The 26,786-nt window shown below is 68.8% G+C and carries 31 protein-coding genes; 26 read left to right on the forward strand and 5 right to left on the reverse strand.

Annotation, left to right across the window (positions count from 1 at the left end; translation table 11 throughout):
- Positions 1–26: 26 nt before the first annotated feature.
- The 16 genes from ACFVHY_RS08260 (at position 27) to ACFVHY_RS08335 (ending at position 12,767) form a co-directional block, all read left to right on the forward strand.
- Positions 27–365: a P-II family nitrogen regulator gene (locus ACFVHY_RS08260; protein WP_004572306.1), complete on the forward strand. Its 339-nt coding sequence runs from the start codon at positions 27–29 to the stop codon at positions 363–365.
- Between the two features lie 113 nt (positions 366–478).
- Positions 479–3,019, forward strand: a complete 2,541-nt coding sequence (locus ACFVHY_RS08265; protein WP_390270697.1) for a [protein-PII] uridylyltransferase — start codon at positions 479–481, stop codon at positions 3,017–3,019.
- 37 nt (positions 3,020–3,056) lie between these two features.
- Positions 3,057–4,637: a signal recognition particle protein gene (gene ffh / locus ACFVHY_RS08270; protein WP_390270700.1), complete on the forward strand. Its 1,581-nt coding sequence runs from the start codon at positions 3,057–3,059 to the stop codon at positions 4,635–4,637.
- Positions 4,638–4,663: 26 nt separating this feature from the next.
- Positions 4,664–5,734 carry an amidohydrolase family protein gene (locus ACFVHY_RS08275; protein ID WP_390271481.1) on the forward strand — a complete coding sequence of 357 codons (1,071 nt, stop codon included), beginning with the start codon at positions 4,664–4,666 and terminating at the stop codon, positions 5,732–5,734.
- Positions 5,735–6,191: 457 nt separating this feature from the next.
- The gene (gene rpsP, locus ACFVHY_RS08280; RefSeq protein ID WP_390270703.1) at positions 6,192–6,629 is read left to right on the forward strand and encodes a 30S ribosomal protein S16; all 438 of its coding nucleotides are present in this window, start codon (positions 6,192–6,194) and stop codon (positions 6,627–6,629) included.
- Positions 6,626–6,868, forward strand: coding sequence for an RNA-binding protein (locus ACFVHY_RS08285; RefSeq protein ID WP_004572301.1), 243 nt, complete (start codon positions 6,626–6,628; stop codon positions 6,866–6,868). Before rpsP ends, ACFVHY_RS08285 begins: the two co-directional genes overlap by 4 nt.
- 26 nt (positions 6,869–6,894) lie before the next feature.
- The gene (gene rimM, locus ACFVHY_RS08290; RefSeq protein WP_390270706.1) at positions 6,895–7,428 is read left to right on the forward strand and encodes a ribosome maturation factor RimM; all 534 of its coding nucleotides are present in this window, start codon (positions 6,895–6,897) and stop codon (positions 7,426–7,428) included.
- On the forward strand, positions 7,428–8,147 hold the full coding sequence (trmD, locus tag ACFVHY_RS08295) for a tRNA (guanosine(37)-N1)-methyltransferase TrmD (RefSeq protein ID WP_390271483.1): 720 nt from the start codon (positions 7,428–7,430) through the stop codon (positions 8,145–8,147). Before rimM ends, trmD begins: the two co-directional genes overlap by 1 nt.
- 41 nt (positions 8,148–8,188) lie before the next feature.
- A complete protein-coding gene (locus tag ACFVHY_RS08300) occupies positions 8,189–8,533 on the forward strand; it encodes a YbaB/EbfC family nucleoid-associated protein (RefSeq protein WP_390270709.1) in 345 nt (114 codons plus the stop codon).
- Positions 8,493–8,870: a hypothetical protein gene (locus ACFVHY_RS08305; protein ID WP_390270712.1), complete on the forward strand. Its 378-nt coding sequence runs from the start codon at positions 8,493–8,495 to the stop codon at positions 8,868–8,870. The genes ACFVHY_RS08300 and ACFVHY_RS08305 overlap by 41 nt, the downstream gene beginning before the upstream one ends.
- Positions 8,867–9,841 (forward strand): hypothetical protein, encoded by a 975-nt coding sequence (locus ACFVHY_RS08310; protein WP_390270715.1) that lies wholly within the window; start codon positions 8,867–8,869, stop codon positions 9,839–9,841. Before ACFVHY_RS08305 ends, ACFVHY_RS08310 begins: the two co-directional genes overlap by 4 nt.
- A 195-nt stretch (positions 9,842–10,036) precedes the next feature.
- Positions 10,037–10,378, forward strand: a complete 342-nt coding sequence (gene rplS / locus ACFVHY_RS08315) for a 50S ribosomal protein L19 (RefSeq protein ID WP_004572295.1) — start codon at positions 10,037–10,039, stop codon at positions 10,376–10,378.
- 18 nt (positions 10,379–10,396) lie between these two features.
- Positions 10,397–11,257 (forward strand): signal peptidase I, encoded by an 861-nt coding sequence (gene lepB / locus ACFVHY_RS08320; protein WP_390270718.1) that lies wholly within the window; start codon positions 10,397–10,399, stop codon positions 11,255–11,257.
- Between the two features lie 7 nt (positions 11,258–11,264).
- A complete protein-coding gene (locus ACFVHY_RS08325) occupies positions 11,265–11,954 on the forward strand; it encodes a ribonuclease HII (RefSeq protein WP_390270721.1) in 690 nt (229 codons plus the stop codon).
- Complete coding sequence (locus ACFVHY_RS08330) at positions 11,951–12,262, forward strand: DUF2469 domain-containing protein (protein WP_004572292.1); 312 nt, start codon at positions 11,951–11,953, stop codon at positions 12,260–12,262. Before ACFVHY_RS08325 ends, ACFVHY_RS08330 begins: the two co-directional genes overlap by 4 nt.
- A 100-nt stretch (positions 12,263–12,362) precedes the next feature.
- Positions 12,363–12,767, forward strand: coding sequence for a YraN family protein (locus tag ACFVHY_RS08335; protein WP_390270724.1), 405 nt, complete (start codon positions 12,363–12,365; stop codon positions 12,765–12,767).
- Between the two features lie 9 nt (positions 12,768–12,776).
- On the opposite strand, the gene ACFVHY_RS08340 is transcribed toward ACFVHY_RS08335, so the two are convergent.
- Positions 12,777–14,126, reverse strand: a complete 1,350-nt coding sequence (locus ACFVHY_RS08340) for a DUF4185 domain-containing protein (RefSeq protein WP_390270727.1) — start codon at positions 14,124–14,126, stop codon at positions 12,777–12,779.
- Positions 14,127–14,225: 99 nt separating this feature from the next.
- A complete protein-coding gene (bluB, locus tag ACFVHY_RS08345) occupies positions 14,226–14,864 on the reverse strand; it encodes a 5,6-dimethylbenzimidazole synthase (RefSeq protein WP_390270730.1) in 639 nt (212 codons plus the stop codon).
- Positions 14,865–14,986: 122 nt separating this feature from the next.
- On the opposite strand from bluB, the gene ACFVHY_RS08350 reads away from it, so the two are divergent.
- Together ACFVHY_RS08350 and dprA are read left to right on the forward strand one after the other, a co-directional pair.
- Positions 14,987–16,495 (forward strand): YifB family Mg chelatase-like AAA ATPase, encoded by a 1,509-nt coding sequence (locus ACFVHY_RS08350; RefSeq protein ID WP_390270733.1) that lies wholly within the window; start codon positions 14,987–14,989, stop codon positions 16,493–16,495.
- The gene (dprA, locus tag ACFVHY_RS08355; protein ID WP_390271485.1) at positions 16,495–17,637 is read left to right on the forward strand and encodes a DNA-processing protein DprA; all 1,143 of its coding nucleotides are present in this window, start codon (positions 16,495–16,497) and stop codon (positions 17,635–17,637) included. Before ACFVHY_RS08350 ends, dprA begins: the two co-directional genes overlap by 1 nt.
- 2 nt (positions 17,638–17,639) lie before the next feature.
- Here the strand turns inward: dprA and ACFVHY_RS08360 are convergent, their stop codons facing one another.
- A complete protein-coding gene (locus ACFVHY_RS08360; protein ID WP_390270736.1) occupies positions 17,640–18,218 on the reverse strand; it encodes a TetR/AcrR family transcriptional regulator in 579 nt (192 codons plus the stop codon).
- A gap of 172 nt (positions 18,219–18,390) precedes the next feature.
- Here ACFVHY_RS08360 and ACFVHY_RS08365 point away from each other — a divergent pair, with 172 nt between their 5' ends.
- Together ACFVHY_RS08365 and ACFVHY_RS08370 are read left to right on the forward strand one after the other, a co-directional pair.
- Positions 18,391–19,257, forward strand: coding sequence for a siderophore-interacting protein (locus tag ACFVHY_RS08365; RefSeq protein ID WP_390270739.1), 867 nt, complete (start codon positions 18,391–18,393; stop codon positions 19,255–19,257).
- Positions 19,258–19,341: 84 nt separating this feature from the next.
- On the forward strand, positions 19,342–20,226 hold the full coding sequence (locus ACFVHY_RS08370) for a tyrosine recombinase XerC (RefSeq protein WP_058250297.1): 885 nt from the start codon (positions 19,342–19,344) through the stop codon (positions 20,224–20,226).
- 6 nt (positions 20,227–20,232) lie between these two features.
- Here ACFVHY_RS08370 and ACFVHY_RS08375 read toward each other — a convergent pair whose 3' ends face one another.
- Positions 20,233–20,742 carry a M23 family metallopeptidase gene (locus tag ACFVHY_RS08375; RefSeq protein ID WP_390270742.1) on the reverse strand — a complete coding sequence of 170 codons (510 nt, stop codon included), beginning with the start codon at positions 20,740–20,742 and terminating at the stop codon, positions 20,233–20,235.
- A gap of 354 nt (positions 20,743–21,096) precedes the next feature.
- Here ACFVHY_RS08375 and rpsB point away from each other — a divergent pair, with 354 nt between their 5' ends.
- The 5 genes from rpsB to ACFVHY_RS08400 all read left to right on the forward strand — a co-directional run bounded on the left by rpsB (position 21,097) and on the right by ACFVHY_RS08400 (position 25,176).
- Complete coding sequence (rpsB, locus tag ACFVHY_RS08380) at positions 21,097–21,918, forward strand: 30S ribosomal protein S2 (protein ID WP_058250093.1); 822 nt, start codon at positions 21,097–21,099, stop codon at positions 21,916–21,918.
- 54 nt (positions 21,919–21,972) lie between these two features.
- Positions 21,973–22,797, forward strand: a complete 825-nt coding sequence (tsf, locus tag ACFVHY_RS08385) for a translation elongation factor Ts (RefSeq protein ID WP_058250094.1) — start codon at positions 21,973–21,975, stop codon at positions 22,795–22,797.
- 182 nt (positions 22,798–22,979) lie between these two features.
- Complete coding sequence (gene pyrH / locus ACFVHY_RS08390) at positions 22,980–23,714, forward strand: UMP kinase (RefSeq protein WP_390270745.1); 735 nt, start codon at positions 22,980–22,982, stop codon at positions 23,712–23,714.
- Between the two features lie 56 nt (positions 23,715–23,770).
- Positions 23,771–24,328: a ribosome recycling factor gene (frr, locus tag ACFVHY_RS08395; RefSeq protein WP_058250099.1), complete on the forward strand. Its 558-nt coding sequence runs from the start codon at positions 23,771–23,773 to the stop codon at positions 24,326–24,328.
- Positions 24,325–25,176 (forward strand): phosphatidate cytidylyltransferase, encoded by an 852-nt coding sequence (locus ACFVHY_RS08400; RefSeq protein ID WP_159370638.1) that lies wholly within the window; start codon positions 24,325–24,327, stop codon positions 25,174–25,176. The genes frr and ACFVHY_RS08400 overlap by 4 nt, the downstream gene beginning before the upstream one ends.
- Before the next feature lie 24 nt (positions 25,177–25,200).
- Here ACFVHY_RS08400 and ACFVHY_RS08405 read toward each other — a convergent pair whose 3' ends face one another.
- Positions 25,201–25,608, reverse strand: coding sequence for a lipopolysaccharide assembly LapA domain-containing protein (locus tag ACFVHY_RS08405; protein WP_390270749.1), 408 nt, complete (start codon positions 25,606–25,608; stop codon positions 25,201–25,203).
- Positions 25,609–25,638: 30 nt separating this feature from the next.
- Here ACFVHY_RS08405 and rlmN point away from each other — a divergent pair, with 30 nt between their 5' ends.
- Complete coding sequence (gene rlmN / locus ACFVHY_RS08410; RefSeq protein WP_065628976.1) at positions 25,639–26,745, forward strand: 23S rRNA (adenine(2503)-C(2))-methyltransferase RlmN; 1,107 nt, start codon at positions 25,639–25,641, stop codon at positions 26,743–26,745.
- Positions 26,746–26,786 lie beyond the last annotated feature (41 nt).

The raw sequence follows: 26,786 nt of genomic DNA on the forward strand, positions 1-26,786 counted from the left end.
CTGAATCCTGTGGAGAGGGATAACTAATGAAGCTGATCACTGCAATCGTCAAGCCGTTCACGCTCGAGGATGTCAAAGCCGGGTTGGAGCAGGCCGGCATCCTGGGCATGACCGTGAGTGAGGTCCAGGGCTACGGCCGCCAGAAGGGTCACACCGAGGTCTATCGCGGCGCCGAGTACTCGGTCGACTTCGTACCCAAGGTCCGCGTCGAGGTCGTGGTGGACGACGCCGCCGTGGACAAGGTCGTCGACGTGATCGTCGAGGCCGCCCGGACCGGCAAGATCGGTGACGGCAAGGTGTGGGTCTCGCCGGTCGAGTCCGTGGTTCGCGTCCGAACCGGCGAGCGCGGTGGCGACGCACTGTAGCGAGCCCCCCGAGGCGTCGACGAATTCCCGGTGAACGGCCCCGTGCCCGACGACCAGTCGGGCGCGGGGCCGTCGGAGTTCCACACCTCGTGTTCCCTTCTCTCCCACACACTTTGGAGGCAGTCGTAAGCGCCGCAGACCTGGCCAAGACCCGACGGCAACTCACCGAGTCCGGCCGATCGGGAAAACTCGACGCACCGGCACTGCGCCAGGTGCTCGTCGACCTGCACGAATTCTGGCTGACCAGCAAGGGCGCCGAACTCGGCATCAAGCCGCACAGCGGGTTCGCGATCGTCGCCGTGGGCGGACTCGGTCGCGGTGAGATGCTCCCGTATTCCGACCTCGACCTGATCCTGCTGCACGACGACATGCCCGCCGAGCGGGTGTCCGAGGTCGCCGACGGACTCTGGTACCCGTTGTGGGACGCCAACATCCCGCTCGACCACAGTGTGCGGACGGTGCCGCAGGCGCTGCAGGTCGCCGGCGACGACGTCACCGCGGCCCTCGGCCTCCTCGAGGCGCGCCACATAGCCGGCGACGAGGATCTGTCCACGCTGCTGATCGGTGGTGTCCGCCAGCAGTGGCGCAACGACATCCGCAATCGGTTCCCCGAGGTGGTCGCGCACGCGCAGGACCGCTGGCGGCGAGCCGGCGACATCGCACATCGCGCCGAACCCGACCTCAAGAGCGGCCGGGGAGGCCTGCGTGACGTCCAGCTCCTGGGGGCGCTGGCGATCGCCCAGCTCACCAGCGGGATGGCGAGCCTGCGACCCGATTCGCCCGGTGCCGGACCGCAGGTCGCCTACACGCGGCTCCTCGACATCCGTACCGAACTGCACCGCATCGCCGGGCGCCCCCGCGAGCACGTGCAGGCCCAGGACGCCGACGAGATCGGGGCGGCCCTCCGGATCGGGGACCGGTTCGATCTCGCCCGCGTCATCAGCGACTCGGCCCGCACCATCAGCTACTCCATCGACGTCGGCCTGCGGACCGCGGGCAACGCCCTGCCGCGTCGCGGACTGGCCAAGCTGCGGCGTTCGCCGCTGCGCCGTCCGCTCGACGAGGGCGTCGTCGAGCACAGCGGAGAGATCGTGTTGGCGCGCAACGCGATTCCGAGCAAAGACCCGGGACTCATCCTGCGGGTGGCCGCCGCGTCGGCCCGAACCGGCCTGCCGATCAGCGCGTCGACGCTGAGCCGGTTGGCCGATTACGCGCCGGAACTGCGTGAGCCGTGGCCGGCCGAGGCGCTCAGCGATCTGCTGGTCCTGCTCAGTTCGGGACATCACATGGTCGACCCGATCGAGGCACTCGACCGCACCGGCCTGTGGGGCCGGCTCCTGCCGGAATGGGGTGCGGTGCGCGACCTCCCGCCGCGCGATGCCATCCACACCTGGACCGTCGACCGGCATCTCGTGGAAACCGCGGCGTACGCGAGTGCGATGACCACCCGGGTGTCCCGACCCGACCTGCTCGTCCTGGGTGCGTTGATCCACGACCTCGGCAAGGGCCGGGGTGCCGACCACAGCATCGTCGGCGCCGATCTGGCGGTCCAGGTCGGCAACCGGTTCGGGCTCTGGCCGCAGGACGTGGCGATCCTCTCCGACATGGTGCGGCACCACCTGCTGCTGCCGCAGGTCGCCACCCGCCGGGACCTCGACGACCCGGCCACCGCCGAGTCGGTCGCCGACACCCTGGGACACAACCGGGTGTTGTTGGAACTGCTTGCCGCACTTGCCGAAGCGGATTCGCTGGCCACCGGCCCGGGGGTGTGGGGGGAGTGGAAGGCCTCGCTCATCCACGACCTCGTCCGCCGGTCGATGCGACTCATCGACGGCGAAGAACCGAGCGCGCCCGAGCCGCTGACGGCCGAGGACCTGGCCACGGCGGCCGAAGGGGACTACGCGGTCCGGCTCGTCCGGGCCGACGGGCAACACACGTACCGCGTCACCATGGTGGCGCCGGATCAACCCGGCCTGCTGTCGAAGATGGCCGGGGTCCTGGCCCTGGGCGGGTTGCGGTCCCACTCGGCGTGTGCCCAGAGCGCCGACGGGAAGGCGATCAACTCGTTCCTGGTCGTCCCGATGTTCGGCAGTCCGCCCGATGCCGGCCTGCTGCGCCAGCAGCTGATCGCGGCCATCGACGGCAAGATCGATGTCCTCGCGCGGCTCGACGCGCGCGAGCGGGACTCGCCGATCCCGACGATCGGCACCGTCACCACGATTCCCGGCACCGTGGTGACCATCGGCGCCAGCGCCGGGAGCACCGATCCCGAGGTCGACGGGGCCGGGCATCCGAAGAACGCGGTACCCGCGCTCTTCGCCGTGGCGCCACCACGGGTGACGTGGCTGGACGCCCCGGTGGGGGAGGCGGTGCTGGAGGTCCGCTCGGACGACCGGATCGGCCTGCTCAGCCGGGTCAGTGCAGTCCTGGAACGCCACGGCGCCGACATCCGGTGGGCCAAGGTGGCGACCCTGGGCGCCACCGGGGTCGACATCTTCGGCCTCCGGCTGGCGACCGACACCGCAGACGCACGGGCGGAGCTCGCCGAGGCCGTCGTCGCGGTCTGCCCGCCACCGCAGCCCGCGCGCGAGGAGGACGGCGACGGGCCGCAGTCCTTTGGCGGGACGGGACGGTCCGGAGTGCCGATCTCCTAGATGTTCTGTCCCGGGACCCGCATGGAAGGATGGGACCATGTTCGATTCCCTATCCGACCGGTTGACCGGTGCCCTGAAGGATCTGCGTGGCAAGGGGCGGCTGTCCGACGCCGACATCGACCGGACCTGCCGCGAGATCCGGCTCGCCCTGCTCGAGGCGGATGTCTCGCTCGCGGTGGTCCGGTCCTTCATCGCCCGGATCAAGGAGCGCGCCAAGGGCGCCGAGGTCTCCGCGGCGCTCAACCCGGCGCAGACGGTCGTCAAGATCGTCAACGAGGAACTCATCGGAATCCTCGGCGGGGAGACCCGGCGGGTGCGGTTCGCCAAGAACCCCCCGACCGTCATCATGTTGGCCGGTCTCCAGGGCGCCGGTAAGACGACACTCGCCGGAAAGCTGGGCAACTGGCTCAAGCAGCAGGGTCACACGCCGCTGCTCGTCGCCTGTGACCTGCAGCGTCCGGGCGCGGTCTCCCAGCTGCAGATCGTCGGCGAGCGCGCCGGCGTGCCGGTCTTCGCGCCGCATCCGGGCACGAGCGTCGGCGGCGAGGGTGTGCTCGGCGTGACCTCGGGCGATCCGGTCTCGGTCGCGCAGGCCGGTGTCGACGAGGCGCGGAGCAAGCACTACGACGTGGTGGTCATCGACACCGCCGGCCGGCTCGGCATCGACGCCGAACTGATGAAGCAGGCGTCGGACATCCGCGACGCCACCTCGCCCGACGAGGTGCTGTTCGTCGTCGACGCGATGATCGGTCAGGACGCCGTGACCACCGCCGAGGCCTTCCAGGAGGGTGTGGGATTCACCGGTGTCGTGCTGACCAAGCTCGACGGCGATGCGCGCGGTGGTGCGGCGTTGTCGGTGCGCGAGGTGACCGGCCAACCGATAATGTTCGCGTCCTCGGGCGAGAAGCTCGAGGACTTCGACGTCTTCCATCCTGACCGCATGGCCAGCCGCATCCTCGGCATGGGCGACGTGTTGTCGCTCATCGAGCAGGCCGAACAGCATTGGGATGCGCAGCAGGCCGAGGCCGCGGCCGCCAAGATCACGCAGGGCGAGCTGACCCTCGAGGACTTCCTCGAGCAGATGCTGATGATCCGCAAGATGGGTCCCATCGGCAACATCCTGGGGATGCTGCCGGGCGCCGGCCAGATGAAGGACGTGCTGTCGCAGGTCGACGACAAGCAGCTCGACCGCGTGCAGGCGATCATCCGCGGCATGACCCCCGCCGAGCGCGACAACCCGAAGATCATCAACGCCTCACGCCGGATCCGGATCGCCAACGGGTCGGGTGTGACCGTCAGCGAGGTCAACCAGCTCGTCGACCGGTTCTACGAGGCCCGCAAGATGATGGCCCAGATGTCGGGTCGCATGGGCATGGGCGCGATGAACCGCAAGTCCAACCGCAAGGGCAAGAAGGGCAAGAAGGGCGGCGGGAAGAAGAGCACCGGTCGCGGCCCCACCCCGCCGAAGGCGGCGCGCGGCGGCTTCCCGGGGATGCCCGGAGGCATGCCGGCCGGGTTCCCGGACCTGTCGAACATGCCGGCCGGTCTCGATCAGCTGCCCCCGGGTCTCGAGGGCATCGACGTGTCGCAGTTCCAGCAGCCCAAGAAGAAGAAATGACGTTGGGTGGCCCGGAAAAGGGTGCAATGGCCCGCCACTACCGGGGCACCGATCCGCTCACGTCCGAACCGGTCGAGTTCTGGGTGTCCGACGACACCATCAGCCTCACCGCGGTTCCCGACGCCGAGACGGCAGTCGACGGTGGCTGGATCCTGCCGGGTCTCGTCGATGCCCACAACCACGTGGGGATCGCGCCGGGCCTCGGGGTCGACATCGAGCAGGCCCGTGGGTACGCCTACGCCGATGCGCGCGCCGGCACCCTGCTGATCCGCGAGGTCGGGTCGCCGCTCGACACGCACCCGCTCGACGACGATCCGGCCTGCCCGCGCTTCATCCGCTCGGGCAAGCACATCGCCCGGCCCAAACGGTATCTGCGCGACTACGGCGTTGACCTCGACGATCCGGACGAACTCGCGGCCGAGGTGGCCCGGCAGGCGCAGGCCGGCGACGGCTGGGTGAAGATCGTGGGCGACTGGATCGACCGCGAGGTCGGCGACCTGGCCCCGTTGTGGACCCGTGCGCAGATCGAGTCGGCGGTGGCGGTGGCGCACGAGCACGGCGCCCGGATCACCGCGCACGTCTTCGGAACAGATGCTCTCGTCGACCTGATCGGGGCCGGTGTCGATTGCATCGAGCACGGCACGGGGCTGACTCCCGATCTCGTCGACCAGCTCGTCGACCGCTCGATCGCGTTGGTGCCCACCATGATCCAGGTCGAGAACTTTCCCGGGATCGCTGACGGCGCCGAACGCTTCCCGATTTACGCCGCGCACATGCGGGCCCTGCATGCGGGCGCCCCGGCGGTGTTCGCCGCCGCGCGTGAGGCCGGCGTCGCGATCTTCGCCGGGACCGACGCGGGCGGATTCGTCGAGCACGGACGCATCGTCGACGAGATCGAGGCGCTCTCGGACGTGGGCCTGGGCCCGGCGGGTGCGATCGCGGCGGCGTCGACGAATGCGCGCGCCTGGCTGGGCGCCGACCTCCTGGAGGACGGTCACCGCGCCGACTTCGTCGTGTACGCGGACAACCCGTGCGACGACCTGGGTACGTTGCGACACCCGGTAGCAGTGGTGTCGTCTGGTCGCCACCTCGTGTGAGCAAAGCCACACGATAGTGGCTGGTTGCCTTTCTTACCGCCGCGTAACGTAGCAACGGCGTTGCAACGGTTCGGCCAGAACGAACCGGATCAGTCCACCTCGGATCCGCGGCCCGGATCCGAGAGCGCGGGCCCGTCGGAGCCGGGGGTCGAGGGAGGCTCCGGCGGTGTCGCGCATCAGGACGCGGATGAGCCGACACCGACAGAGTGACGGAAGTGACGTTCGGCATGTGGTCGTCCTCGCGGGGTGGGTGACCACATGCCGGCCCATCGGCTGTTCCCTGTGCAGGCCGATCACCGGATTCGGTACTCACCGCCCGGTCTGGCACAATGATTCGCTGGTTCGTCGGATCCGGTCACGGCCGCCCGACGGTCACACCACTACAGACGCAAAACCGGGTCCGCCGCTCCGGGCGGATTGCTGAATTGCGCAGTGACCACACGAAAGAGAAGTAGACATGGCTGTCAAGATCAAGCTCACGCGGCTCGGCAAGATCCGCAACCCGCAGTACCGCATCGTCGTCGCCGACGCCCGCACCCGCCGCAACGGCCGGGTCATCGAGACCATCGGCAAGTACCACCCGAAGGAAGAGCCCTCGCTGATCGAGGTCGACTCCGAGCGCGCGCAGTACTGGCTGGGAGTCGGTGCGCAGCCGACCGAGCCCGTGGCCGCGATCCTCAAGGTGACCGGTGACTGGCAGAAGTTCAAGGGCCTGCCGGGCGCCGAGGGCACCCTGAGGACCGCCGAGCCCAAGCCGTCGAAGCTCGACCTGTTCAACGCCGCGCTCGCCGCCGCCGACAACGAGCCGGTCGCCGCCGCGACCACCCCCAAGAAGAAGGCCGCCAAGAAGGACGACGAGGCCGCTGAAGCTCCCGCCGCCGAGGGCGACGCGTGAGCGCAGTCGTCGCCGACGCGGTCGAGCACCTGGTCCGCGGAATCGTCTCCAACCCCGATGACGTCCGGGTCGACCTCGTCACCGGCCGTCGCGGCCGGCTCGTCGAGGTCCACGTGAACCCCGACGACCTCGGCAAGGTGATCGGCCGCAACGGTCGTACCGCCACCGCGCTGCGCACCCTGGTCTCCGGGATCGGCGGCCGCGGGATGCGTGTCGACATCGTCGACACCGACCGCTGACCGAGAACCCGAATACCGAGCGCATCGTGGATCTCGTCGTAGGCCGTGTGGTCAAGTCACACGGAATCCGTGGTGAGGTCGTGGTGGACGTCCGCACCGACGAGCCCGAGATGCGTTTCGCTCCGAACTCGGTACTGCGTGGCCGTCTGCCGCGCGGCGCCGGGGATCGGGACTTCACCGTCACAGCCGCCCGGGATCATTCCGGGCGGCTGTTGGTGTCCCTGGCCGGCATCGCGGACCGGGATTCCGCCGACGCCCTGCGCGGCACCCTGTTCCTCATCGACAGTTCGCAGGTGGAGCCCTCCGACGACCCGGACGAGTTCTACGACCACGAACTCGAGGGCGTGCCCGTACAACTCACCGACGGCTCCGCGGTCGGCGTCGTCGAGTCGGTCCTGCATCTGCCCGGCGGCGAGTTGCTGTCGGTACGCACCACCGACGACCGTGAGGTGCTCGTGCCGTTCGTGCGCGAGATCGTGCCGAGCGTCGGTCGCGAGCTGATCGTGATCGACCCCCCGGAGGGGCTGCTGGATCCGGATTCGCTCGACGAGGCGCCGTGATGCGCCTCGACGTCGTGTCGATCTTCCCCGAGTACCTCGATCCGCTCCGAGTTGCCTTGCTGGGCAAGGCGATCGACGCCGGACGGATCAGCGTGGCGGTACACGACCTACGCAACTGGACGCACGACGTCCATCGCAGCGTGGACGACTCGCCGTACGGTGGCGGGCCCGGCATGGTGATGAAGCCCGACGTCTGGGGGCCGTGCCTCGACGAGGTGTGTCCCGACGACGCACTCCTGATCGTGCCGACCCCCGCCGGTGTGCCGTTCACCCAGGAGACCGCGCGTCGCTGGAGCACCGAGCAGCATCTGGTGTTCGCCTGCGGCCGGTATGAGGGTATCGACCAGCGTGTCTTCGACGACGCGGCCCGACGGGTGCGCGTCGAAGAGGTCTCCCTCGGGGACTTCGTCCTCATCGGGGGAGAGGTCGCGGTCATGGCCATGATCGAGGCGACCGTCCGGCTGCTCGACGGCGTACTCGGCAATCCCCGCTCGCATCAGGAGGATTCGTTCTCCGACGGGCTGCTCGAAGGTCCGAGTTACACGCGGCCGGTGTCCTGGCGCGGTCTGGACGTCCCGCCCGTACTCCTCAGCGGCGACCACGCGAAGGTGGCACGCTGGCGTACCGAACAGGCCCTCGAGCGGACGCGCGCGCGCCGGCCTGACCTCCTCCCGGACCCTGTGGACTCCTCCGCGGACCATCCGGGCGATACCGACTAGGATTCGGCGGAGGTTCGACTCGGACGGGGGTCCAGCAGACGATGCAGGGGTATTCGGCCATGGTCGAGGAACTCGACCGGCAGCGCACCGAACTCGAACGGGTCCGGAAGTCGTTGTCGCAGCTGACCTCCCGGGCGACCAGTCACGACCGGCTCGTCGCGGTGACGGTCGACGCGCGCGGCCGCGCGGTGGACATCACGATCGAACCTTCCGCAATGCGTCGATACCGCGCGGATCAACTGTCCGCTCTGCTGACCACGCTGATCGCCGAGGCGGACACCGCGCTGCGCACCAGAGCCGCCGACATCATCTCCGACGCACCGGATCTGCCGATCGACTACGCCGATGCCCGTCTCGACAGTGTGGTCGCCGATGGCCGACCCTGACCTCTCGCCGGCGACCGACGCCGGTCCCCGGGTCGCCGCCGACCCCGGTGCCGCCGCCGTCGTGGCGACGCGACTGCAGGAAGCGGCGCTGGAACTCGCGGCGATACGGACCGAGCTCGCCGCCCTGCTCGTCGACGTCGACACGGCAATGGGCACCGGGGAATCGGCGGGTGCGTTCCGGGCGGGATTCTCGCCGGCGGCCGCGGCGTCGACGGATCGTCTGCACGACGTCGAGAACCGTCTCGGAGAACGCCGCCGCGCCCTCGCCGCCGGCATCGACGACCTCCTCGACCGAGATGCCGAGGCGTCGGCGCGTATCGGCCGGGCCGACGCATGACGGCGCGTGGCGAGGCCGAGCGGATCGCCGAGGAACTGGCCCCGGGGGTGTGGCCGACCGCCGACGCGGCGGCACTGAGCGACTCGGCCCAGCGCGTGCGGGCACTCGCCGAGAGAGTGGCCGGCCTCGCCGAGGCGGTGGCGTCGGTGACCGACTCGTATGCGACGGAGGACTCGACCGCGGGCGGGTTCCACGAGGCCGTCGTCGACGGGCTCGGACGGATCGCCGGTGCCGATCTGCCCGGAGCGGCGGAACGGCTGCGCACGCTCGGGACGTCGCTGGACGCGTATGCCCGGACGGTGACCGACACGCAGCAGCAGATGTCGGTGGTCGCACTGATCGCCGACCGCGACATCCGGCGTGCCGAGGTGAACGCCGCGATCGGTGACGACACGTGGCGGGTCGAGGCCGCGAGCACCGGCCGGATGGCCCTCACCGCGGCAGGGGACGATCACACCGAACGGTCGGGTGAGGCCGGGCAGAGCGCCGCTGCACCCGCGGCGACGAGCGGGATGATGCCGATGATGCCGCTCGGGGCGCTGGGTGCGGCGGGTGCGATGGCCGCCGGTCTCGGGGGTCTGGCCGGCGCGCGGGCTCGCGCCGACCGCGACGGGATCGGCGCGAACGACCTGACCTGGTTGCGGGGGCGAGCCGAGCGACTCCAGACCACGGTCCCGGCATCGATCGCCGGCTGGTTCCGGACGGCAGTGGGCGTCGGGACGGGCCCGCGGGGAGCCCGGGTGGTCGTCGTCGGGACCAACGACCCGCAGCCCTATCAGCGGGCGGGGGTGGAACTCGCCGACGACGAGGCACTGACCGCCGACGGCCGGGCGCCCGAACTCGCGATCCTCGACCACATGGCGCATGCCGGTGTGACGCCGAGAGCGATCGCCGCGGCGACGCCGATGGAGCCCGCCACCATCTCGGCATTGCAGGCCGACGACGTCGTGATCGTGGCGCCACGGATGTAGCGGCTCCGCGATTTCGTCGGCCCGGGGTGTCTCTGGCACAATAGTCGGGTTGCCTGCCGACGATGCCCCGTGTCCGGGGCTGTCTCTTCGACACAGCCGGCTGCGACGCCAACGACTCGGAGCACGAACCGGTCGAGCCCGCGGGCCGCCAGGTTCCTCTGCTCAACGTTCTCCGCCAGACAAGGACCACGACACATGAACACGCTCGACTTCCTCGACAAGCAGTCCCTCCGCGACGACGTGCCGGACTTCGGCCCCGGTGACACCCTCGACGTCCACGTCAAGGTCATCGAGGGCAGCAAGGAGCGCGTGCAGGTGTTCAAGGGCGTCGTCATCCGTCGTCAGGGCGGCGGCGTGCGCGAGACCTTCACCGTCCGCAAGGTGTCCTTCGGCGTCGGCGTCGAGCGCACCTTCCCGGTGCACAGCCCGAACATCGCCAAGATCGACGTCCTCACCCGCGGTGACGTCCGTCGCGCCAAGCTCTACTACCTGCGCGATCTGCGCGGCAAGGCAGCCAAGATCAAGGAAAAGCGCTGACGCGTCTAACCTGACGAGGTGGCCGACACACAGCGACCCCACGATGCCCCCGACGGCGACCGCGCCGACGACGCCAAGCGTCCGTGGAGGTTGAAGACCGACCCGGCCGAATCCGATGCCGACGAGCGCGGCAAGCGCAAGTCCGGCTCGGGTTCGCTCCTGCGCGAAGTCGTCATCATCGTGGGGTGCGTCCTTCTCCTCACCTGGGTGCTGCAGACCTTCATCGGTCGGCAGTACGTCATCCCGTCGGAGTCGATGGAGTCCACCCTCATCGGGTGCGACGGCTGCACCAACGACCGCATCGTGATCGACAAGCTCACCTACCGGTTCGGTGATCCGCAACCCGGCGACGTCGTCGTCTTCAAGGGCCCGTCGGAGTCGTGGAACGGCGCCTGGGTGTCGCCCCGATCGACGAACCCGGTCATGCACAAGGCGCAGGATGCGCTGTCGTGGTTCGGTTTCGCGCCGCCGGACGAGAACAACCTCGTCAAGCGGGTCATCGCGACCGGCGGTCAGACGGTGGAATGTCGCAACGACGAGGGCGTCGGTGTGAAGGTCAACGGTCGCCCGCTGCGCGAGCCCTACATCGACATGAAGCTGCAGGAGGAGACGGTCGCGTCGTTCGGGCCCGGTGTCGCCGGGCCGGGTGACCAGGTGCCTCCGTGTCTCGGGCCCGATTTCGGTCCGATCACCGTGCCCGAGGGCAACGTGTGGGTCATGGGTGACAATCGACTGAACTCGCAGGACTCGCGCTACCACGTCGAGGACCAGTACCAGGGCACCGTCCCGGTCAGCGACATCCGCGGCAAGGTCCGGTTCATCATCTACCCCTTCTCGCGGATCGGTGGTGTCGGTTCGTTCAATCCGCAGCAGGGGTGAGACAGCTGTGACGACTCGATGGCCACCCCGCTCACCCGTCCGCCGTGCCGCGGGTCTGCGGACGTTCGAATTCGCCCTGCACCGGCAGGGTCTGGGGCCCGTGGCGGGGGTCGACGAAGCCGGCCGCGGAGCGTGCGCGGGCCCGCTGGTCGTGGCGGCCTGCGTCTTGAAGCCGACGCAGCTCGTCTCCCTCGCCGACCTCGACGACTCGAAACGTCTGACCGAGCGCACCCGCGAGGAGCTGTACCGCTCGGTGACGCGCTACGCGCAGAGCTGGAGTGCGGTGATCATCGACGCCGCCGAGATCGATCGCATCGGCATCCACGTAGCGAACATCGAGGGCATGCGCCGGGCGGTGGCCGCCCTCGACGTGAAGCCGGGGTACGTGCTGTCCGACGGTTTCGCGGTGCCGGGACTGACGGCGCCGTCCCTGCCGGTGATCGGGGGAGACGGGGCCGCCGCGTGCATCGCCGCCGCCAGCATCCTCGCCAAGGTCACCCGAGACCGCATCATGGTCGCCATGGACGAGGACCTGCCCGGGTACGACTTCGCCATCCACAAGGGCTACAGCACGGCGTTGCACATGTCGCGCATCGACGCCGCCGGCCCCTCACCACAACACCGCATGTCGTACCGTAATGTCGCGGCACGTGTGGTCACCAGCGCAAACGACAACAGGGATAGGCTGACAGGATGAGTGCTGAGGATCTCGAGAAGTACGAAACCGAGATGGAACTCTCTCTGTACCGCGAGTACAAGGACATCGTCGGGCAGTTCACCTACGTGGTGGAGACGGAGCGGCGCTTCTACCTCGCCAACGCGGTCGAGATGATCCCGCGCAACACCGACGGCGAGGTCTACTTCGAACTCCGTATGAGCGATGCCTGGGTGTGGGACATGTACCGCCCGGCGCGCTTCGTCAAGCAGGTCCGCGTGATCACGTTCAAGGACGTCAACATCGAAGAGCTCGAGAAGTCGGAACTCCGCCTGCCCGACGAGCCCTGACCACGCGCAATCTGTTGACAACGCCCTGATCGTTCACAGATCAGGGCGTTGCTCGCTTTCGGGAGGTCGGCGAAATCGATTCTGCGCGAATCTGATCAGCATGAGTGCACAAGCGCGCGACCATCCTCGACCCGATCGCCGCGGTCATATCGGCCGGCTCGGTGAGGACGTGGCAGCGGACTACGCGATATCCCTGGGCTGGACTGTCCTGGAGCGCAATTGGCGTACCCGCTATGGCGAACTGGATCTGGTGGCCACAGATGGGTCGGTCCTGGTGATCGTCGAGGTCAAGACCCGCGCGAGCCGCACGTACGACGATCCGGTCATGGCGGTCACGCCGACGAAGCTCGCCCGGATGCGCCGACTCGCCGGTATGTGGCTGGCGGCGCAGGACCGGCGATGGTCGCAGATCCGGTTCGACGTCGTCAGCGTGCGCCTCGATCAGGCCGCTCCCGACGATCTGGCTCGTGCGCAGGTGCGGCATCACCAGGGTGTGCACGTGTGAGCCCGGGTGTCAGAGCTTGCTCAGATCGGTCCGGATCAGCATCACGTTGTAGTCGCTCCACCGCGACGCGTTGAAGTAGAGCTCCTTCGATTCCCCCTGCAGCGCGGGGGAGTTGGGGAGCATCATCGGTCCGTAGACGACGAGCGCACCTCGGGGCACGATGGTCTTCGGCGCACTCCACGGGCCCTCGGGATGATCGGCGGTGCGCAGCGTGATGTCGTTGTCGCCATCGAGCATGACGTACTTCTCGAGGTACGGGCTCCAGGCGACCGAGAGTTCGGTGACCGGTTGTCCGACGACGACCGCCGAGCCGTCGTCGGGGATCGCGGCGATGTCGTCCACCCAACCGCGACTCTTCCCGGCCCAGTACTCGTACGCGTCGAGGTCGAGGATGTCCGTGGGTGTGAACCGCGCGAGGAAGGCGGCGCCGAATCGTCCGTTCGGGGTGCCGTATTGGTAGACGTACTCGGCTTCGGGTGTCCCGGGCCGGCCGCGGACGTACGCGTTCTGCTGGAACTTGCCGTTGTTGAACTCGATCGGACGGAACTCGCCGGGCAGTCGGAGCGAGACCGGCGCATTGATGAGGATGGTGTCCTGGTCGGTGACCCAGGTCTGGCCGTTGTCGTCGGAATGGGCGATCGCCGAGAAGTTGGTGACCCAGTTGCCCGGTGAACCCCACGAGCGCACCGACATGTAGTTGATGTACTGGCGGTAGCCGTCACCGTGCGGGAGGGAGATGGCCGCCGTCGGGATGGTGGTGACCTCGACGTTGGAGATGCCCAGCGACGGGATCAGTTCCTGCGCGTAGTTCGGTTGGCCGGGCGCGATCACCGAACCCGACGTCACGTCGCCGGCGCGGCCGGCCGGGACGGAGAGTCCGTTGGCGAGGTTGTCGTCGTCGGTGCGGAGCAGCACGTTGTGCCGCCACTGCTGTCCCGGCGCGTTGCAGTTGCCGAAGGTGTCTCCGAACGCCATCAGGGTCTGGCCGCGGCCGTTGTCCCAGGAGACGCCGAGATCGGTGCCGCCGATACCGAACCGGCTGAATGTGCGGTTGGCGCTGAGCGGGCCCGTCACCCACCCGACGGTGCGGGACTTGGACCCGACGTAGGGGATCAGCGGCCGCTGCGGGCCCGGGTTCGGAATGCTCGAGCTGCCCGACGAGCCGTCCGACCCGCTGGAGCCACTCGAACCGCTGGAACCACTGGACCCGAACCCCAGGAAGCTCGAGCCCGTGCCCGCGTTGCCGCACGGCGCGGCGTGCGCGACGCCGGCACCGGTCGTCAGCGCGACCGCGGTGCCGCTGAATGCGATGACCCCCGCGAGGGCCAGTCGGACACTCGTGGTGAGACGGCTCGACACGCGCGTCCTCCAGTTACTCTTGTGGCAGAAGTGATTGACGTGACTATTGTTACTGGAGTTACGTGCGGATCGCGCGGTCCGCGGGATCACGATCTGGTGTCAGCGCACGAAGTAGCGTTCCCCGGGGAACGTCCGCGACTGCCAGCCGACACGTTCGAGTTCCGGTGTCTCCGAGTCGTGGGCGGGGTAGCCGACACACAGATAGGCAACCAACTTCCAGGACGACGGTACGTCGAGTGCCGCGGTCACCCGATCGGGTTCGATGATGGACACCCACCCGACCCCGACGCCTCGGGCCCGCGCCGCCAGCCAGAGTGTGGAGATCGCGGTGACGACCGAATACTCCAGCGTCTCGGGCACTGTCTGTCGGCCGAGTCCCCGGCCCTGCTCGACACCGGGCTCGCAGAACACGGCGAGGTGGACGGGAGCGTCGTCGAGACCGGCGAGCTTGAGCGACGAATACAGTTGTGCGCGTTCACCCGTATAACCGTCCAGCGCGTCGGCATTGCAGCGAGTGAAGCTGTCACGCACCGATTGCCGGGCTGCGGCGGAACGCACCTCGACCCAGCGCCACGGCTGGCTGTTGCCCACGGACGGAGCCAGTTCGGCAGCGTCGAGGATCTCGGGTAGCACGTGGGGTTCGAGTGGTTCGCGGCGGAAGCGACGGACGTCGCGACGCCATCGGAGTAGTCGGTCCAGATCGCCGACGAACGCATCGTCGAAAGTTCCGTCGTCCATCGGTTGTCGAGCCTAGTCGGGCCGCTGTGAACGGCGGTGCACAACCGCGAGGTCATCCACAGATCGGATGTGTGAGTGGTTCGGCGCCGCCCGCCACGCAGGTTCCCGGCGAGACTGTGCCCATGTTGGGGCAAACACAGGCGGTGGGGCTCAATGCCTTTGTCGCGCAGGTCGTCGACGTGCAGGCGAGTGTGAGTTCGGGTCTGCCGGGGTTCGCGGTGACGGGTAATCCGGATTCGTCGGTCCGGGAGGCGCGGGATCGGGTGCGGGCTGCGATCAAGAACTCCGGGTTCGGTTTTCCCGAGTTGAAGGTGACGGTGGCGTTGTCGCCGGCGGACATGCCGAAGATCGGTCCGGGGTTCGATCTGTCGATGGCCGTGTCCATTCTGGCTGCCACGCAACAGGTGTCGGCGGAGAAGTTGTCATCGACGGTCTTCCTGGGCGAGCTCGGTCTGGACGGCACCGTGCGGCCGATCCGCGGGGTGTTGCCGGCGGTGATCGCGGCGCGGCAGGAGGGGTATCGGCGGGCGGTCGTGCCGATCGAGACCGTTGCCGAGGCGGCGCTCGTCGAGGGGATGGACGTCGGTGGAGCGAGCAGTCTGAAAGAGGTGACGCAGTGGCTGGCCGGTGACCACGTGCTCGACACGGTGCACGCGGCGACGACGACGCAGGCGCCGCCGGTCCCGGACATGGCCGACGTGGTCGGGCAGCACGAGGCCCGGCACGCGCTCGAGATCGCCGCCGCCGGAGCGCATCACGTTCTGATGACCGGATCGCCGGGGATCGGCAAGACGATGCTCGCGCGTCGGCTGCCGGGCATTCTGCCGTCGCTGGGTCTGGAGGACTCGTTGGAGGTGACGGCGATCCATTCCCTGGTGGGGGAGCTGTCGCCCGGACGTCCGTTGATCACCGAGCCGCCGTTCGTCGCCCCGCACCACAGTTCATCGATCACAGCCCTGCTCGGTGGCGGTACCGGTTTCGCCCGGCCGGGCGCGGCGTCCAAGGCGCATCGAGGAGTGCTGTTCCTCGACGAGTGCGCCGAGATGAGTGTCAAGTCGCTCGAATCCCTGCGGGAACCCCTCGAGGACGGCGAGGTCCGGGTGCCCCGGCGTGACGGCATGGCGGTCTATCCCGCGCGCTTTCAGCTGATCCTGGCGGCGAATCCGTGTCCGTGCGCGCCCGCCCACGACGTCGACTGCGTCTGCACGGCCGTCGTGCGGCGGCGCTATCTGGGCAAGCTGTCGGGACCGCTGCTGGACCGCGTGGACATCCGCGTGCGGATGGACCCACCGGGCAACACCGCGCTGATGAGCGGTGCGGGGGAGTCCAGTGCGGATGTCCGGAGCCGCGTCACCGCCGCGCGCGCCACCGCGATCGAGCGGTGGGCGGAATTCGGGTGGCGCACCAATGCCGAGGTCCCGGGGTCCGCGCTGCGGCAACGGTTCCGGCTGCCGCCCGACGTGCTGCGGCCCATCGAACTGTTCCTCCGGGACGGCCGCGTGACCGCCCGCGGTGCCGATCGCGCACTGCGGCTGGCATGGACCCTCAGCGATCTGAGCGGTTCCGGACGTCCCGTCGAAGACGATGTCGCACAGGCACTTCTGTACCGAGACCGAGGAGCGACCTGGTGATCCCCGCCCATCCGTCGGAACCCCGGTCGCCGGAATCCATCGCCTGGGCCTATCTGGCGCGGGTCGCCGAACCGCCGTGCGCCGCGGTCATCGCGCTGGTCGACGACATCGGTCCGGTCGAGGCGGCCGAGGCGATCCGTCGGCGCACCGTGCCCGGCGGCCACGAGGCGGTGCTCGCCGCCACCGCGGCCCGGAGCGAATCAGACTGTGCGATCGATGATCTGGACGCCGCCGAGCGGGTCGGCGCGCGCCTGGTGACCCGTGCCGATCCGGAGTGGCCGGCCTGGTCGCTGCTGGCGCTGGGGCAGGCCGACACGGCGGCGCGCGGAGGTGAACCGCTCGCCCTGTGGGTGCGCGGTCCGGCCCGGCTCGACGACCTCGCCGCTGCGTCGATCGCGTTGATCGGGTCCCGTGCCGCGTCGTCGTACGGCGAACACGTCACGCAGACGCTCGCGTCGGGGTTGTCGACCCACGGATTCGCGGTGCTGTCCGGCGGGGCGTTCGGCATCGACGGCGCCGCTCACCGCGCGGTCGTCGCGGCGGGCGGGGTGACCGCGGCGGTGATGGCGTGTGGGATCGACCGCGACTACCCGGCGTCCCACTCGTCGCTGCTGACCGCGATCGCTCGCACGGGCGCGGTGATCAGCGAGTACCCGCCCGGGACGACAGCGGCGAAACATCGGTTCCTCACCCGGAACCGATTGGTCGCCGCGATGAGCGGCGCGACCGTCGTGGTCGAGGCAGGGCGACGGTCCGGCGCGGCGAACACCGCCGCGTGGGCGCGCAAGCTCGGCCGGCCGCTGGGAGCCGTTCCCGGTCCCGTCACCTCGGCGACCTCGGTCGGATGCCACCGGATGATCGCCGACGAGCTCGCCGTACTGGTGTCCGACGTCGCGTCGGTGATCAACCTGGTACGACCCGACGGTGGGGGCGACATCGGCCGCGGCCGCGCGAAACCGACCGACGCGCTCGACGCCGAGCAACTTCGGGTCCACGACGCCATTCCCGGCCGGGGTGGCGTGGGGATCGACGAGATCGCTTTCGCCGCCGGCCTCGACATCGGAGCCGTCCGCGCGGCGCTCGCGCACCTCGACATCAAGGGGTACGTGCAGAACGTGGACGGACGATGGCGGCTGGCGTGACCTCAGCGGCGGGTGAGGACGTCGATGATGACATGCAGATCCTCGACCGTCGCCTCGTTCAGACGGCCGTGAGCATGGACATAACCGATTCCCGCGTACAGGAGCGTCGTCGCGCGTGCGTGCGCCTCGGCCTCCGAGAACCCGAGTTCGCGCATGGCCGAGATTGCGATCGAGAAGATCCGGCAGTCGAGTGCATCGACCGAGTTCGCGATCGACTCGTCCGTCTGGGCCCAGCGGCGCAGGGCGGACTCCATCGCCCAGCGACGAGGATCCGACAGCAAGCGGGCCATCCCTTCGACCCGTTCGACCGGTGGTAGGGCCTCCAGCGCCTCGATCCGGTCGGCCGCCGCCGACTGTGCCCGTCGGCAGTGTTCGGCGAGCGCGGTTTTCAGCGCCCCGATGTCGGTGAAGTGCCAGTAGAAGCTGCCCTTGGTCACACCGAGGCGCGCACTGAGGCGCGAGATCTTGAGGGCGTCGATCCCGTCGTCGACCAGGATCTGGGTCGCGGCCTCCAGCCAGTCGTCCACACTGAGCCGCGAGCCGCGGCGCGGAGCGGACTGGTCCACGGGCTGATCCGGCATGGAGTCACCTCTGGTCGGGTCTCGCGACGTCTGACTTTAGGAATGGCAAAGTCTCAAATTCACATCGCTTGATCGATAGAAAACCTTACAACCGCGGATGGGTGGTTCGCCGCTCTAAAGCTAAGGGTGGCCTAATCTCGTAGGCGTAGGGTTGACCCGAAAGGGAGGTTCGATGGCGAAACGCGTGAACACGATGACGGTGCTACGAAGAGAGCGGATCAGCCCGCATTTCGTACGCCTTTACCTGGGCGGGGAGGGGTTCGACGACTTTCGACCGGCGCTGGGCAGGTCCGGAGAACCCGACACCGACATGTATGTGAAGTTCGTCTTCGCCCCGCCGGGTGTCAGCTATCCCGAACCGTTCGATCTCCAGGAGATCCGTACGAAGGAGGCGCCCGAGCGGCAACCCGTGTTGCGTACCTACACGGTGCGCCGGGTCGACGCGGAGGCCCGCGAGCTCGTCGTCGACTTCGTCGTGCACGGCACCGAGGGCATCGCCGGCCCCTGGGCGGCCTCGGTGGAGCCGGGCGAGACGATCCGCTTCATCGGGCCGGGCAGTGGCTACCGTCCGCGATCCGACGCCCCCTGGCATCTGATGGCGTGCGACGAGGCGGGTCTCCCCGCGGTGGCCGCCGCACTCGAAGCGCTTCCCGCCGACGCCGTCGCCAAGGTCTTCATCGAGGTCGCCGGCCCCGACGACGAACTCGACCTGGACGCACCCGCCGGGGCGCACGTCTCGTGGGTGCACCGCGGCGGACCCGCGGCGGACGTCGACGATTCGCTCGCCGGTGACAACGCCCCGCTGATCACGGCGGTGCGCGCGATGGAATGGCTCGACGGCGAACCGCACGTGTTCATCCACGGTGAGGCGCAAGCCGTCATGCACAACCTGCGGGCCTACATCCGCAAGGAACGCGGCGTGAGTGCGGCCAACGCCTCGATCTCCGGGTACTGGCGGCGCGGCCGGACCGAGGAGGGCTTCCGACAGTGGAAAGCCGACCTGCGGGCCGAGGAGGAGTCGGTCGGCGCTCAGGGCTGAGGCCCAGACGGATACCGCACCGATTCGGCCACGACGCCGCGTGTGCGGTTGCACTCGGGTGTCCGACGCGGTGAGGTCGTGACCATGCTCGACGACTTCGCCGACCACCTGCGCCTGGAGAAAGGGCGCAGCGAGCACACGATCCGCGCCTATGTCGGTGGGGCTCGCGCCCTCGTCTCGTTCGCCGGTGCCCGGGGCATCGCGGTGGCCGACATCGATCTCCCGCTGCTGCGTGCCTGGCTCGCGGAACTGACCCGGCGCGGCGCCGCGCGCACGACCGTGGCCCGACAGGTCTCCGCGGCGAAGACGTTCTGCGCGTGGGCGGTCCGCGAGGGCTACCTGGCGGCCGACCCGTCACAGCGATTGAAGGCGCCCAAGGCGCATCGGACCCTGCCCGCCGTACTGGCCCCCGCCCAGGCGGAGGCCGCGATCGCGGCCACCGGAGTGGATCGTGCGCCCGACGACCCGATCGCCCTGCGGGACCGGGTCATCCTGGAGTTGTTGTACGCCAGCGGAGTTCGAGTGGGGGAGTTGTGCGGGCTGGACGTCGGCGACGTCGACGCCGGGCGACGTGTGGTGCGGGTGATCGGCAAAGGCGACAAGGAACGGTCGGTTCCCTACGGGGAGCCCGCCGCACGCGCGATCGACGCCTGGCTGCGTTCCGGACGTCCGGCCCTGGTGACCGACGCGTCCGGGCCGGCCCTGCTGCTCGGTGCCCGCGGCGGACGGCTCGACCAGCGGATGGCGCGCTCGGTCGTGTCACGCGCGGTCGAGGCGAGCGGAGGCCCGGCGACCGGGCCACACGGACTCCGGCACAGCGCCGCCACTCATCTGCTCGAGGGTGGTGCCGACCTCCGCGTCGTCCAGGAACTGCTCGGACACTCGTCGCTCGCCACCACGCAGATCTACACGCACGTGAGCGTCGAACGTCTGCGAGCCGTCCATCGTCAGGCGCACCCGCGAGCGTGACCGCCGTCAGTCGACCGGTTTGAGCCGGACGCGCACGGCCCCGAGCAGGCCCAGCGGGTCCAGGTAGTCCGCAGCACGGCCGCTACCGCGTCGAGCGCCCCAGTGCAGGCAGGCGGGCACCGGGCAACCCGGATGACCGGTCAGCACGGTCCCGATGACCTCACCTCGTGAGACGTGATCACCCGCGTCGACACTCGCCTCCACCGGTTCGTACGTCGTGGTCACGCCGTCGGGATGGGACACCGAGACCACCGGCCGGCCGGCGACCGTTCCCGCGAAGCGCACGCGACCGGCCCCCGCCGCGCGGACGGTCTGGCCGGGCCCGGCCGCGAGGTCGACGCCCCGGTGACCGGGCTGCCATCGCTTCTCGGGCTCGTCGTAAGCGGTGACCACGGTGGGCCGGGGCGACAACGGCGCCGCGTACACACCGACGGACGCGGCGGCCGGGACCGGACCGACGACGCAGAGGACGGTCGGCAGGAACGCGGCGAGGACACGCGGTGATCGGGATGGCACGCTGATTGGACGCAGCGGAAGCCGGATGGGATCCGCCGGGCGCGCGGTCGATGCCGATTCGACCTCCAACTGCATCACCCCAACAGGCTCCGACGTGGGCGAAGGCGTTTTGGTGTTCCATCCGCCGCGGCGTAAACTCTCCCACGCACCTCATCGCTCGTTGATGAGGTGACTTCGCGCGCCTGCACTCAGGTCTGTGACGCTCCGGGCTTCGACGCCCTGACCAGCACAGTCGAGAAACACACGCCAAGTGAGCAGTCCCGGAACGGCCCATGCCGTCTCGGGTGGCACTCGGCCGCAGGCGCCAGGGTCGGTACCGACGGTACCGACGACAACTGCGAGAAAAGGACGATCATGGCTGTCGTGACCATGAAGCAGCTGCTGGACAGCGGCGCACACTTCGGGCACCAGACCCGCCGTTGGAACCCGAAGATGAAGCGATTCATCTTCACCGACCGCAACGGCATCTACATCATCGATTTGCAGCAGACGCTGACCTACATCGACAAGGCGTACGAGTTCGTCAAGGAGACCGTCGCCCACGGCGGCACCATCCTCTTCGTCGGTACCAAGAAGCAGGCACAGGAATCGATCGCCGCGGAGGCGACCCGTGTCGGCATGCCTTACGTCAACCAGCGCTGGCTCGGTGGCATGCTCACCAACTTCTCGACCGTCCACAAGCGCCTGCAGCGCCTGAAGGAGCTCGAGACCATGGAGCAGACCGGCGGTTTCGAGGGACGCACCAAGAAGGAAATCCTCATGCTCACGCGTGAGAAGAACAAGCTCGAGCGCACCCTCGGCGGTATCCGCGACATGGCCAAGGTTCCGTCGGCCGTGTGGGTCGTCGACACCAACAAGGAGCACATCGCGGTCGGTGAGGCGCGCAAGCTGAACATCCCGGTCATCGCGATCCTGGACACCAACTGCGATCCCGACCTCGTCGACTACCCGATCCCGGGCAACGACGACGCCATCCGCAGCGCAGCACTGCTCACCCGCGTCGTGGCCTCGGCCGTGGCCGAGGGTGTCCAGGCCCGTGCCGGCGCCGCCAGCGGCGACGCCAAGCCCGAGGCCGGCAGTGGCGAACCGCTGGCAGAGTGGGAGCAGGAACTGCTGACCCAGGCTGCGGCACCGGCCGGCGACGCCGCCGCGACCGACGCCCCGGCTGCTCAGTAGTCCCGCTGCTCGCAGTCCGGTCCCCAACACTTTCACCAAGGAGGCTCGCCGACGATGGCGAACTACACCGCAGCTGATGTGAAGCGTCTCCGTGAGCTCACCGGCTCTGGAATGCTCGACTGCAAGAACGCGCTGGCCAACAACGACGGCGACTTCGACAAGGCCGTCGAAGAGCTGCGCATCAAGGGCGCCAAGGACGTGGGCAAGCGCGCCGAGCGCTCCACGGCCGAGGGCCTGGTCGCGGCCAAGGGCGGCGCCCTCATCGAGATCAACTCCGAGACCGACTTCGTCGCGAAGAACGGTGAGTTCCAGCAGCTCGCCGATGACATCGTGAACGCGGCGGCCGCGGCGAAGACCAACGACCTCGACGAGCTGAAGAAGGCTCCGCTCGGCGACGGCACCGTGGACGAGGCCGTGGCGGCTCTCTCGGCCAAGATCGGCGAGAAGCTCGAGCTCCGGCGCGTGGCCTACTACGACGGTCCCGTTGCCGTGTACCTGCACAAGCGCGCGTCGGACCTGCCTCCGGGCGTCGGCGTGCTGGTGTCCTACACCGGTGAGGGCGAGGCCGCCGAGGAGGCCGCTCGCGGCGCCGCGATGCAGGTCGCCGCGCTCAAGGCGCGCTACGCCACCCGCGACGAGGTCCCCGCGGACGTCGTCGAGAACGAGCGTCGTATCGCCGAGCAGACGGCCAAGGAGGAGGGCAAGCCCGAGCAGGCCCTGCCCAAGATCGTCGAAGGTCGCGTCAACGGCTTCTACAAGGACGTCGTGCTGCTCGACCAGGCCTCGGTCCAGGACTCGAAGAAGTCCGTCAAGGCCCTGCTCGACGACGCCGGTGTGACCGTCAAGGCATTCACCCGGTTCGAGGTCGGCCAGGCCTGATCTGTCGATCCCGCTGCACCGCAGCGGGATTCGATGACACGCCACGAACGCCCCGTCTCCTCACGGAGGCGGGGCGTTCGTGATCTCCCGTCCGCCCGGAGAACGGCGCGCGCGGAGCGCGTCGCGGGTGGGTGGGGGAGACGACGTAACATAGTTCACCGAACCGACGAGTGAGGAAGCCGATGAGTGAAGCGTCCGACCCCATCCGGCGGGATGGATTCCGTAGGGTCTTGCTGAAGTTGGGCGGCGAGATGTTCGGTGGCGGCGAGGTCGGGCTCGACCCCGACGTCGTGGGTACCGTCGCCGACCAGATCGCCGACGTCGTCAATTCCGGTGTCCAGGTCGCCGTCGTGATCGGCGGCGGCAACTTCTTCCGCGGCGCCGAACTCCAGCAACGTGGGCTCGACCGAAGCCGCTCGGACTACATGGGCATGCTCGGCACGGTCATGAATTGCCTTGCGCTGCAAGATTTCCTGGAGAAGCGCGGGATCTCGACCCGGGTGCAGACCGCCATCACGATGGGGCAGGTCGCCGAGCCGTATCTCCCGCTGCGTGCCCAGCGGCACCTGGAGAAGGGCCGCGTCGTCATCTTCGGCGCCGGTATGGGGATGCCGTACTTCTCCACCGACACCACCGCGGCCCAGCGTGCGCTGGAGATCAAGGCCGAGGTGGTCCTGATGGCCAAGGCCGTCGACGGCGTGTACGACGCCGACCCGCGGATTAACCCCGACGCCACCCTCTTCACCGAGATCACTCACCGCGAGGTGCTCGACAAGGAGCTCAAGGTAGCCGACGCGACGGCCTTCAGCCTGTGTATGGACAACAAGATGCCGATCTTGGTGTTCAATTTGCTCCAGCAGGGCAATATCGCCCGTGCGGTCGCAGGCGACCGCATCGGCACCCTGGTCAGCACCTGACCCGGCGACTGACCCGAGATCGACGAGAACACCGACCGAACGGAACAAGGACGAAGATGATCGACGACGCGTTGCTCGACGCCGAGGAGAAGATGGAGAAGGCGGTCAACGTCGCCAAGGAGGACATGGGCTCCATCCGCACCGGGCGGGCGAATCCGGCCATGTTCAACAAGGTCAACATCGAGTACTACGGCTCGATGACCCCCGTGACCCAGGTCGCGAGCATCAACACGCCCGAACCGCGACTCGTCGTGATCAAGCCGTATGAGGCGTCGACGCTGCGCGACATCGAGACCGCGATCCGCAACTCCGACCTCGGGGTCAATCCGACCAACGACGGCACGATCATCCGCGTCGCCGTCCCGCAGCTCACCGAGGAGCGTCGCCGCGATCTGGTCAAGCAGGCCAAGGGCAAGGGTGAGGACGCGAAGGTCGCGATCCGCAACGTGCGCCGCAAGGCCGCCGACGAGCTCAAGCGCATCCAGAAGGACGGCGAGGCCGGCGAAGACGAGGTGTCGCGCGCCGAGAAGGAACTGGACAAGACCACCGCGACCTACGTGCACCAGATCGACGACTTGGTCAAGCACAAAGAAGACGAATTGCTCGAGGTGTGAACGAGGTTCCGCAACGGGGCGGTGAGAAGAAGTCGCGCGCCGGCCGCGACCTGCCGGCCGCGATCGCGGTCGGCGGCACACTCGGTATCAGCATCATCGCGATCCTGATCTTCGTCCCGAAGGTCTGGTACGGCCTCGTGGCGGTCGCGTTCGCGGTCGCCACCTGGGAGGTCATCAAACGTCTCCGCACCGGTGGCTACGACGTCGCTCTCTGGCCGCTGCTCATCGGCGGCCAGGCCATCATCTGGGCGAGCTGGCCCTGGGGTCCGACCGGAGCCCTCGTCGCCTTCGTGGCGACGGCCCTGGTGTCGATGGTGTGGAAGCTCCTCGGGCAGGGCATCGACAAGGCGCCGGTCAACTACCTCCGCGACCTCGCCGTCACCGTGTTCGTGCTGGCGTGGTTGCCGCTGCTCGCGTCGTTCGGCGCCCACCTGGTGGTACAGGACGACGGGGCTGCCCGAGTGGCCACGCTGATGGTCGTCGTGGTGTGCTCCGACGTCGGCGGCTACGCCGCGGGCGTGATGTTCGGCAAGCACCCGATGGCGCCGGCGATCAGTCCGAAGAAGTCCTGGGAAGGCATGGTGGGCTCCCTCGTCGTCGGCACTGTCGGTGCCGTCGGCTGCGTGGTGTTCCTGCTCGAGAGCCACTGGTGGATCGGCATCATCCTGGGACCGGTCCTGGTGGTCTGCGCGACCCTCGGCGATCTCGTCGAATCCCAGGTGAAGCGTGATCTCGGGATCAAGGACATGGGCACGCTGCTGCCCGGCCACGGTGGCATCATGGACCGGCTCGACAGCCTGCTGCCGTCGGCGTTCGTGGTGTGGGTCGTGCTCACCGCGCTGCTCTGAGCACGGCCACCGCGGCGCCGAACGCTACTTGGCTGCCTTCTTCAGCGCGCGCCGCAGTTGCAGCATTCGCAGGCCGCCCACGAGCGCGACGACCAGCGCACCGGCGATGGCCGCGATCAGCAGGCTGACCCCGAGGGGCAGATTGACCTCCCAGAACAGCAAGTCGATGTTCTGCGACTGGAGGTTCTGCACGATGAAGACGAGCAACAGGACCAGGATGATCGCGCCGATCACCACGCCGAACCAGGTGGCGCGCGTCCGCGTGTGCTCCACGTCGGCGACCGTGCGGCGGAGACGATCGCGATGGTCCGGGTCAGGGGCGTGCTGCTCCGGGGTGTGCGCGTGACCGGTCGCCGGTGGCGGTGACCCGGCGGGCTGTTCGCCCCACGCCGGTACCGAACTCGTGTGCCGTCGGTCCTCGGGTGTCGTCATCACTTCATCATGACATGCGACAATGGCGAAATGACCTCATTGCCACTTGTGTTCGACGCGCCCAAGCGTGGGCGGCCGCCGACACACTTCGCCGACCTCGACCCCGCCGGTCGTGTCGCGGCGCTGGCCGACCTGGGGCTGCCGAAGTTCCGGGCCGATCAACTGGCCCGCCAGTACTATGCGCGCCTCAACGGTGACGTCGACGAGATGACGGATCTGCCGGCGGCGTCGCGCGAATCGGTGCGGGACAAGCTCTTCCCGCAGCTGCTCACCCCGGTCCGGCACATCTCCTGCGACGACGACTCCACCCGCAAGACGCTCTGGCGCCTGCACGACGGCACGCTCCTCGAGAGCGTCCTCATGCGCTACACGGATCGCAACACGCTGTGCATCTCCAGCCAGGCGGGCTGCGGCATGGCCTGCCCGTTCTGTGCCACCGGGCAGGGCGGACTGGACCGCAACCTGTCGACCGCCGAGATCGTCGACCAGGTGCGGGCCGCGGCCCGCGCGCTGCGCGACGGCGAACTCGGCGAGCCCGGACGCCTGTCGAACGTCGTGTTCATGGGCATGGGTGAGCCGCTGGCCAACTACAAGCGCGTGGTCAGCGCCGTCCGGCAGATCACCTCGCCGGCGCCGGAGGGTCTCGGGATCTCCGCGCGCTCGGTGACCGTGTCGACCGTCGGTCTCGCGCCGTCGATCCGCCGTCTCGCCGACGAGGGGCTCGCGGTGACGCTCGCCGTCTCGCTTCACACGCCCGACGACGAACTGCGCGACACCCTCGTCCCGGTCAACAACCGGTGGTCGGTCGCCGAGGTGCTCGAGGCGGCCCGCTACTACGCCGACACCACCGGACGGCGCGTCTCCATCGAGTACGCGCTCATCCGGGACGTCAACGACCAGCCCTGGCGGGCCGACCTGCTGGGGGAGAAGCTGCACCGAGCCCTCGGGTCACTCGTTCATGTGAATCTCATTCCGCTGAACCCGACGCCGGGCTCGGAATGGGACGCCAGTCCCAAACCGGTCGAACGCGAGTTCGTCCGCCGGGTCCGTGAGCAGGGAGTCTCGTGCACCGTTCGCGACACGCGCGGGCAGGAGATCGCCGCCGCGTGTGGTCAGCTGGCGGCCGAAGAGCGCTGACGCCGAGCGCCGGACCGGGGCCGGCTGCGACAGAAGAGACG

Source organism: Gordonia sp. NPDC127522, assembly GCF_042672305.1.
Lineage (GTDB): Bacteria > Actinomycetota > Actinomycetes > Mycobacteriales > Mycobacteriaceae > Gordonia > Gordonia hongkongensis.

Excerpts from the sequence above, each read along its gene's own strand:
- ACFVHY_RS08260 (WP_004572306.1), top strand. The coding sequence starts at position 27 with ATGAAGCTGATCACTGCAATCGTCAAGCCGTTCACGCTCGAGGATGTC.
- ffh (WP_390270700.1), top strand. The coding sequence starts at position 3,057 with ATGTTCGATTCCCTATCCGACCGGTTGACCGGTGCCCTGAAGGATCTG.
- ACFVHY_RS08275 (WP_390271481.1), top strand. The coding sequence starts at position 4,664 with ATGGCCCGCCACTACCGGGGCACCGATCCGCTCACGTCCGAACCGGTC.
- rpsP (WP_390270703.1), top strand. The coding sequence starts at position 6,192 with ATGGCTGTCAAGATCAAGCTCACGCGGCTCGGCAAGATCCGCAACCCG.
- trmD (WP_390271483.1), top strand. The coding sequence starts at position 7,428 with ATGCGCCTCGACGTCGTGTCGATCTTCCCCGAGTACCTCGATCCGCTC.
- ACFVHY_RS08300 (WP_390270709.1), top strand. The coding sequence starts at position 8,189 with ATGCAGGGGTATTCGGCCATGGTCGAGGAACTCGACCGGCAGCGCACC.
- ACFVHY_RS08305 (WP_390270712.1), top strand. The coding sequence starts at position 8,493 with ATGCCCGTCTCGACAGTGTGGTCGCCGATGGCCGACCCTGACCTCTCG.
- ACFVHY_RS08310 (WP_390270715.1), top strand. The coding sequence starts at position 8,867 with ATGACGGCGCGTGGCGAGGCCGAGCGGATCGCCGAGGAACTGGCCCCG.
- rplS (WP_004572295.1), top strand. The coding sequence starts at position 10,037 with ATGAACACGCTCGACTTCCTCGACAAGCAGTCCCTCCGCGACGACGTG.
- ACFVHY_RS08330 (WP_004572292.1), top strand. The coding sequence starts at position 11,951 with ATGAGTGCTGAGGATCTCGAGAAGTACGAAACCGAGATGGAACTCTCT.
- ACFVHY_RS08335 (WP_390270724.1), top strand. The coding sequence starts at position 12,363 with ATGAGTGCACAAGCGCGCGACCATCCTCGACCCGATCGCCGCGGTCAT.
- bluB (WP_390270730.1), bottom strand. The coding sequence starts at position 14,864 with ATGGACGACGGAACTTTCGACGATGCGTTCGTCGGCGATCTGGACCGA.
- ACFVHY_RS08350 (WP_390270733.1), top strand. The coding sequence starts at position 14,987 with ATGTTGGGGCAAACACAGGCGGTGGGGCTCAATGCCTTTGTCGCGCAG.
- ACFVHY_RS08360 (WP_390270736.1), bottom strand. The coding sequence starts at position 18,218 with ATGCCGGATCAGCCCGTGGACCAGTCCGCTCCGCGCCGCGGCTCGCGG.
- ACFVHY_RS08365 (WP_390270739.1), top strand. The coding sequence starts at position 18,391 with ATGGCGAAACGCGTGAACACGATGACGGTGCTACGAAGAGAGCGGATC.
- ACFVHY_RS08370 (WP_058250297.1), top strand. The coding sequence starts at position 19,342 with ATGCTCGACGACTTCGCCGACCACCTGCGCCTGGAGAAAGGGCGCAGC.
- rpsB (WP_058250093.1), top strand. The coding sequence starts at position 21,097 with ATGGCTGTCGTGACCATGAAGCAGCTGCTGGACAGCGGCGCACACTTC.
- tsf (WP_058250094.1), top strand. The coding sequence starts at position 21,973 with ATGGCGAACTACACCGCAGCTGATGTGAAGCGTCTCCGTGAGCTCACC.
- pyrH (WP_390270745.1), top strand. The coding sequence starts at position 22,980 with ATGAGTGAAGCGTCCGACCCCATCCGGCGGGATGGATTCCGTAGGGTC.
- frr (WP_058250099.1), top strand. The coding sequence starts at position 23,771 with ATGATCGACGACGCGTTGCTCGACGCCGAGGAGAAGATGGAGAAGGCG.
- ACFVHY_RS08405 (WP_390270749.1), bottom strand. The coding sequence starts at position 25,608 with ATGACGACACCCGAGGACCGACGGCACACGAGTTCGGTACCGGCGTGG.
- rlmN (WP_065628976.1), top strand. The coding sequence starts at position 25,639 with ATGACCTCATTGCCACTTGTGTTCGACGCGCCCAAGCGTGGGCGGCCG.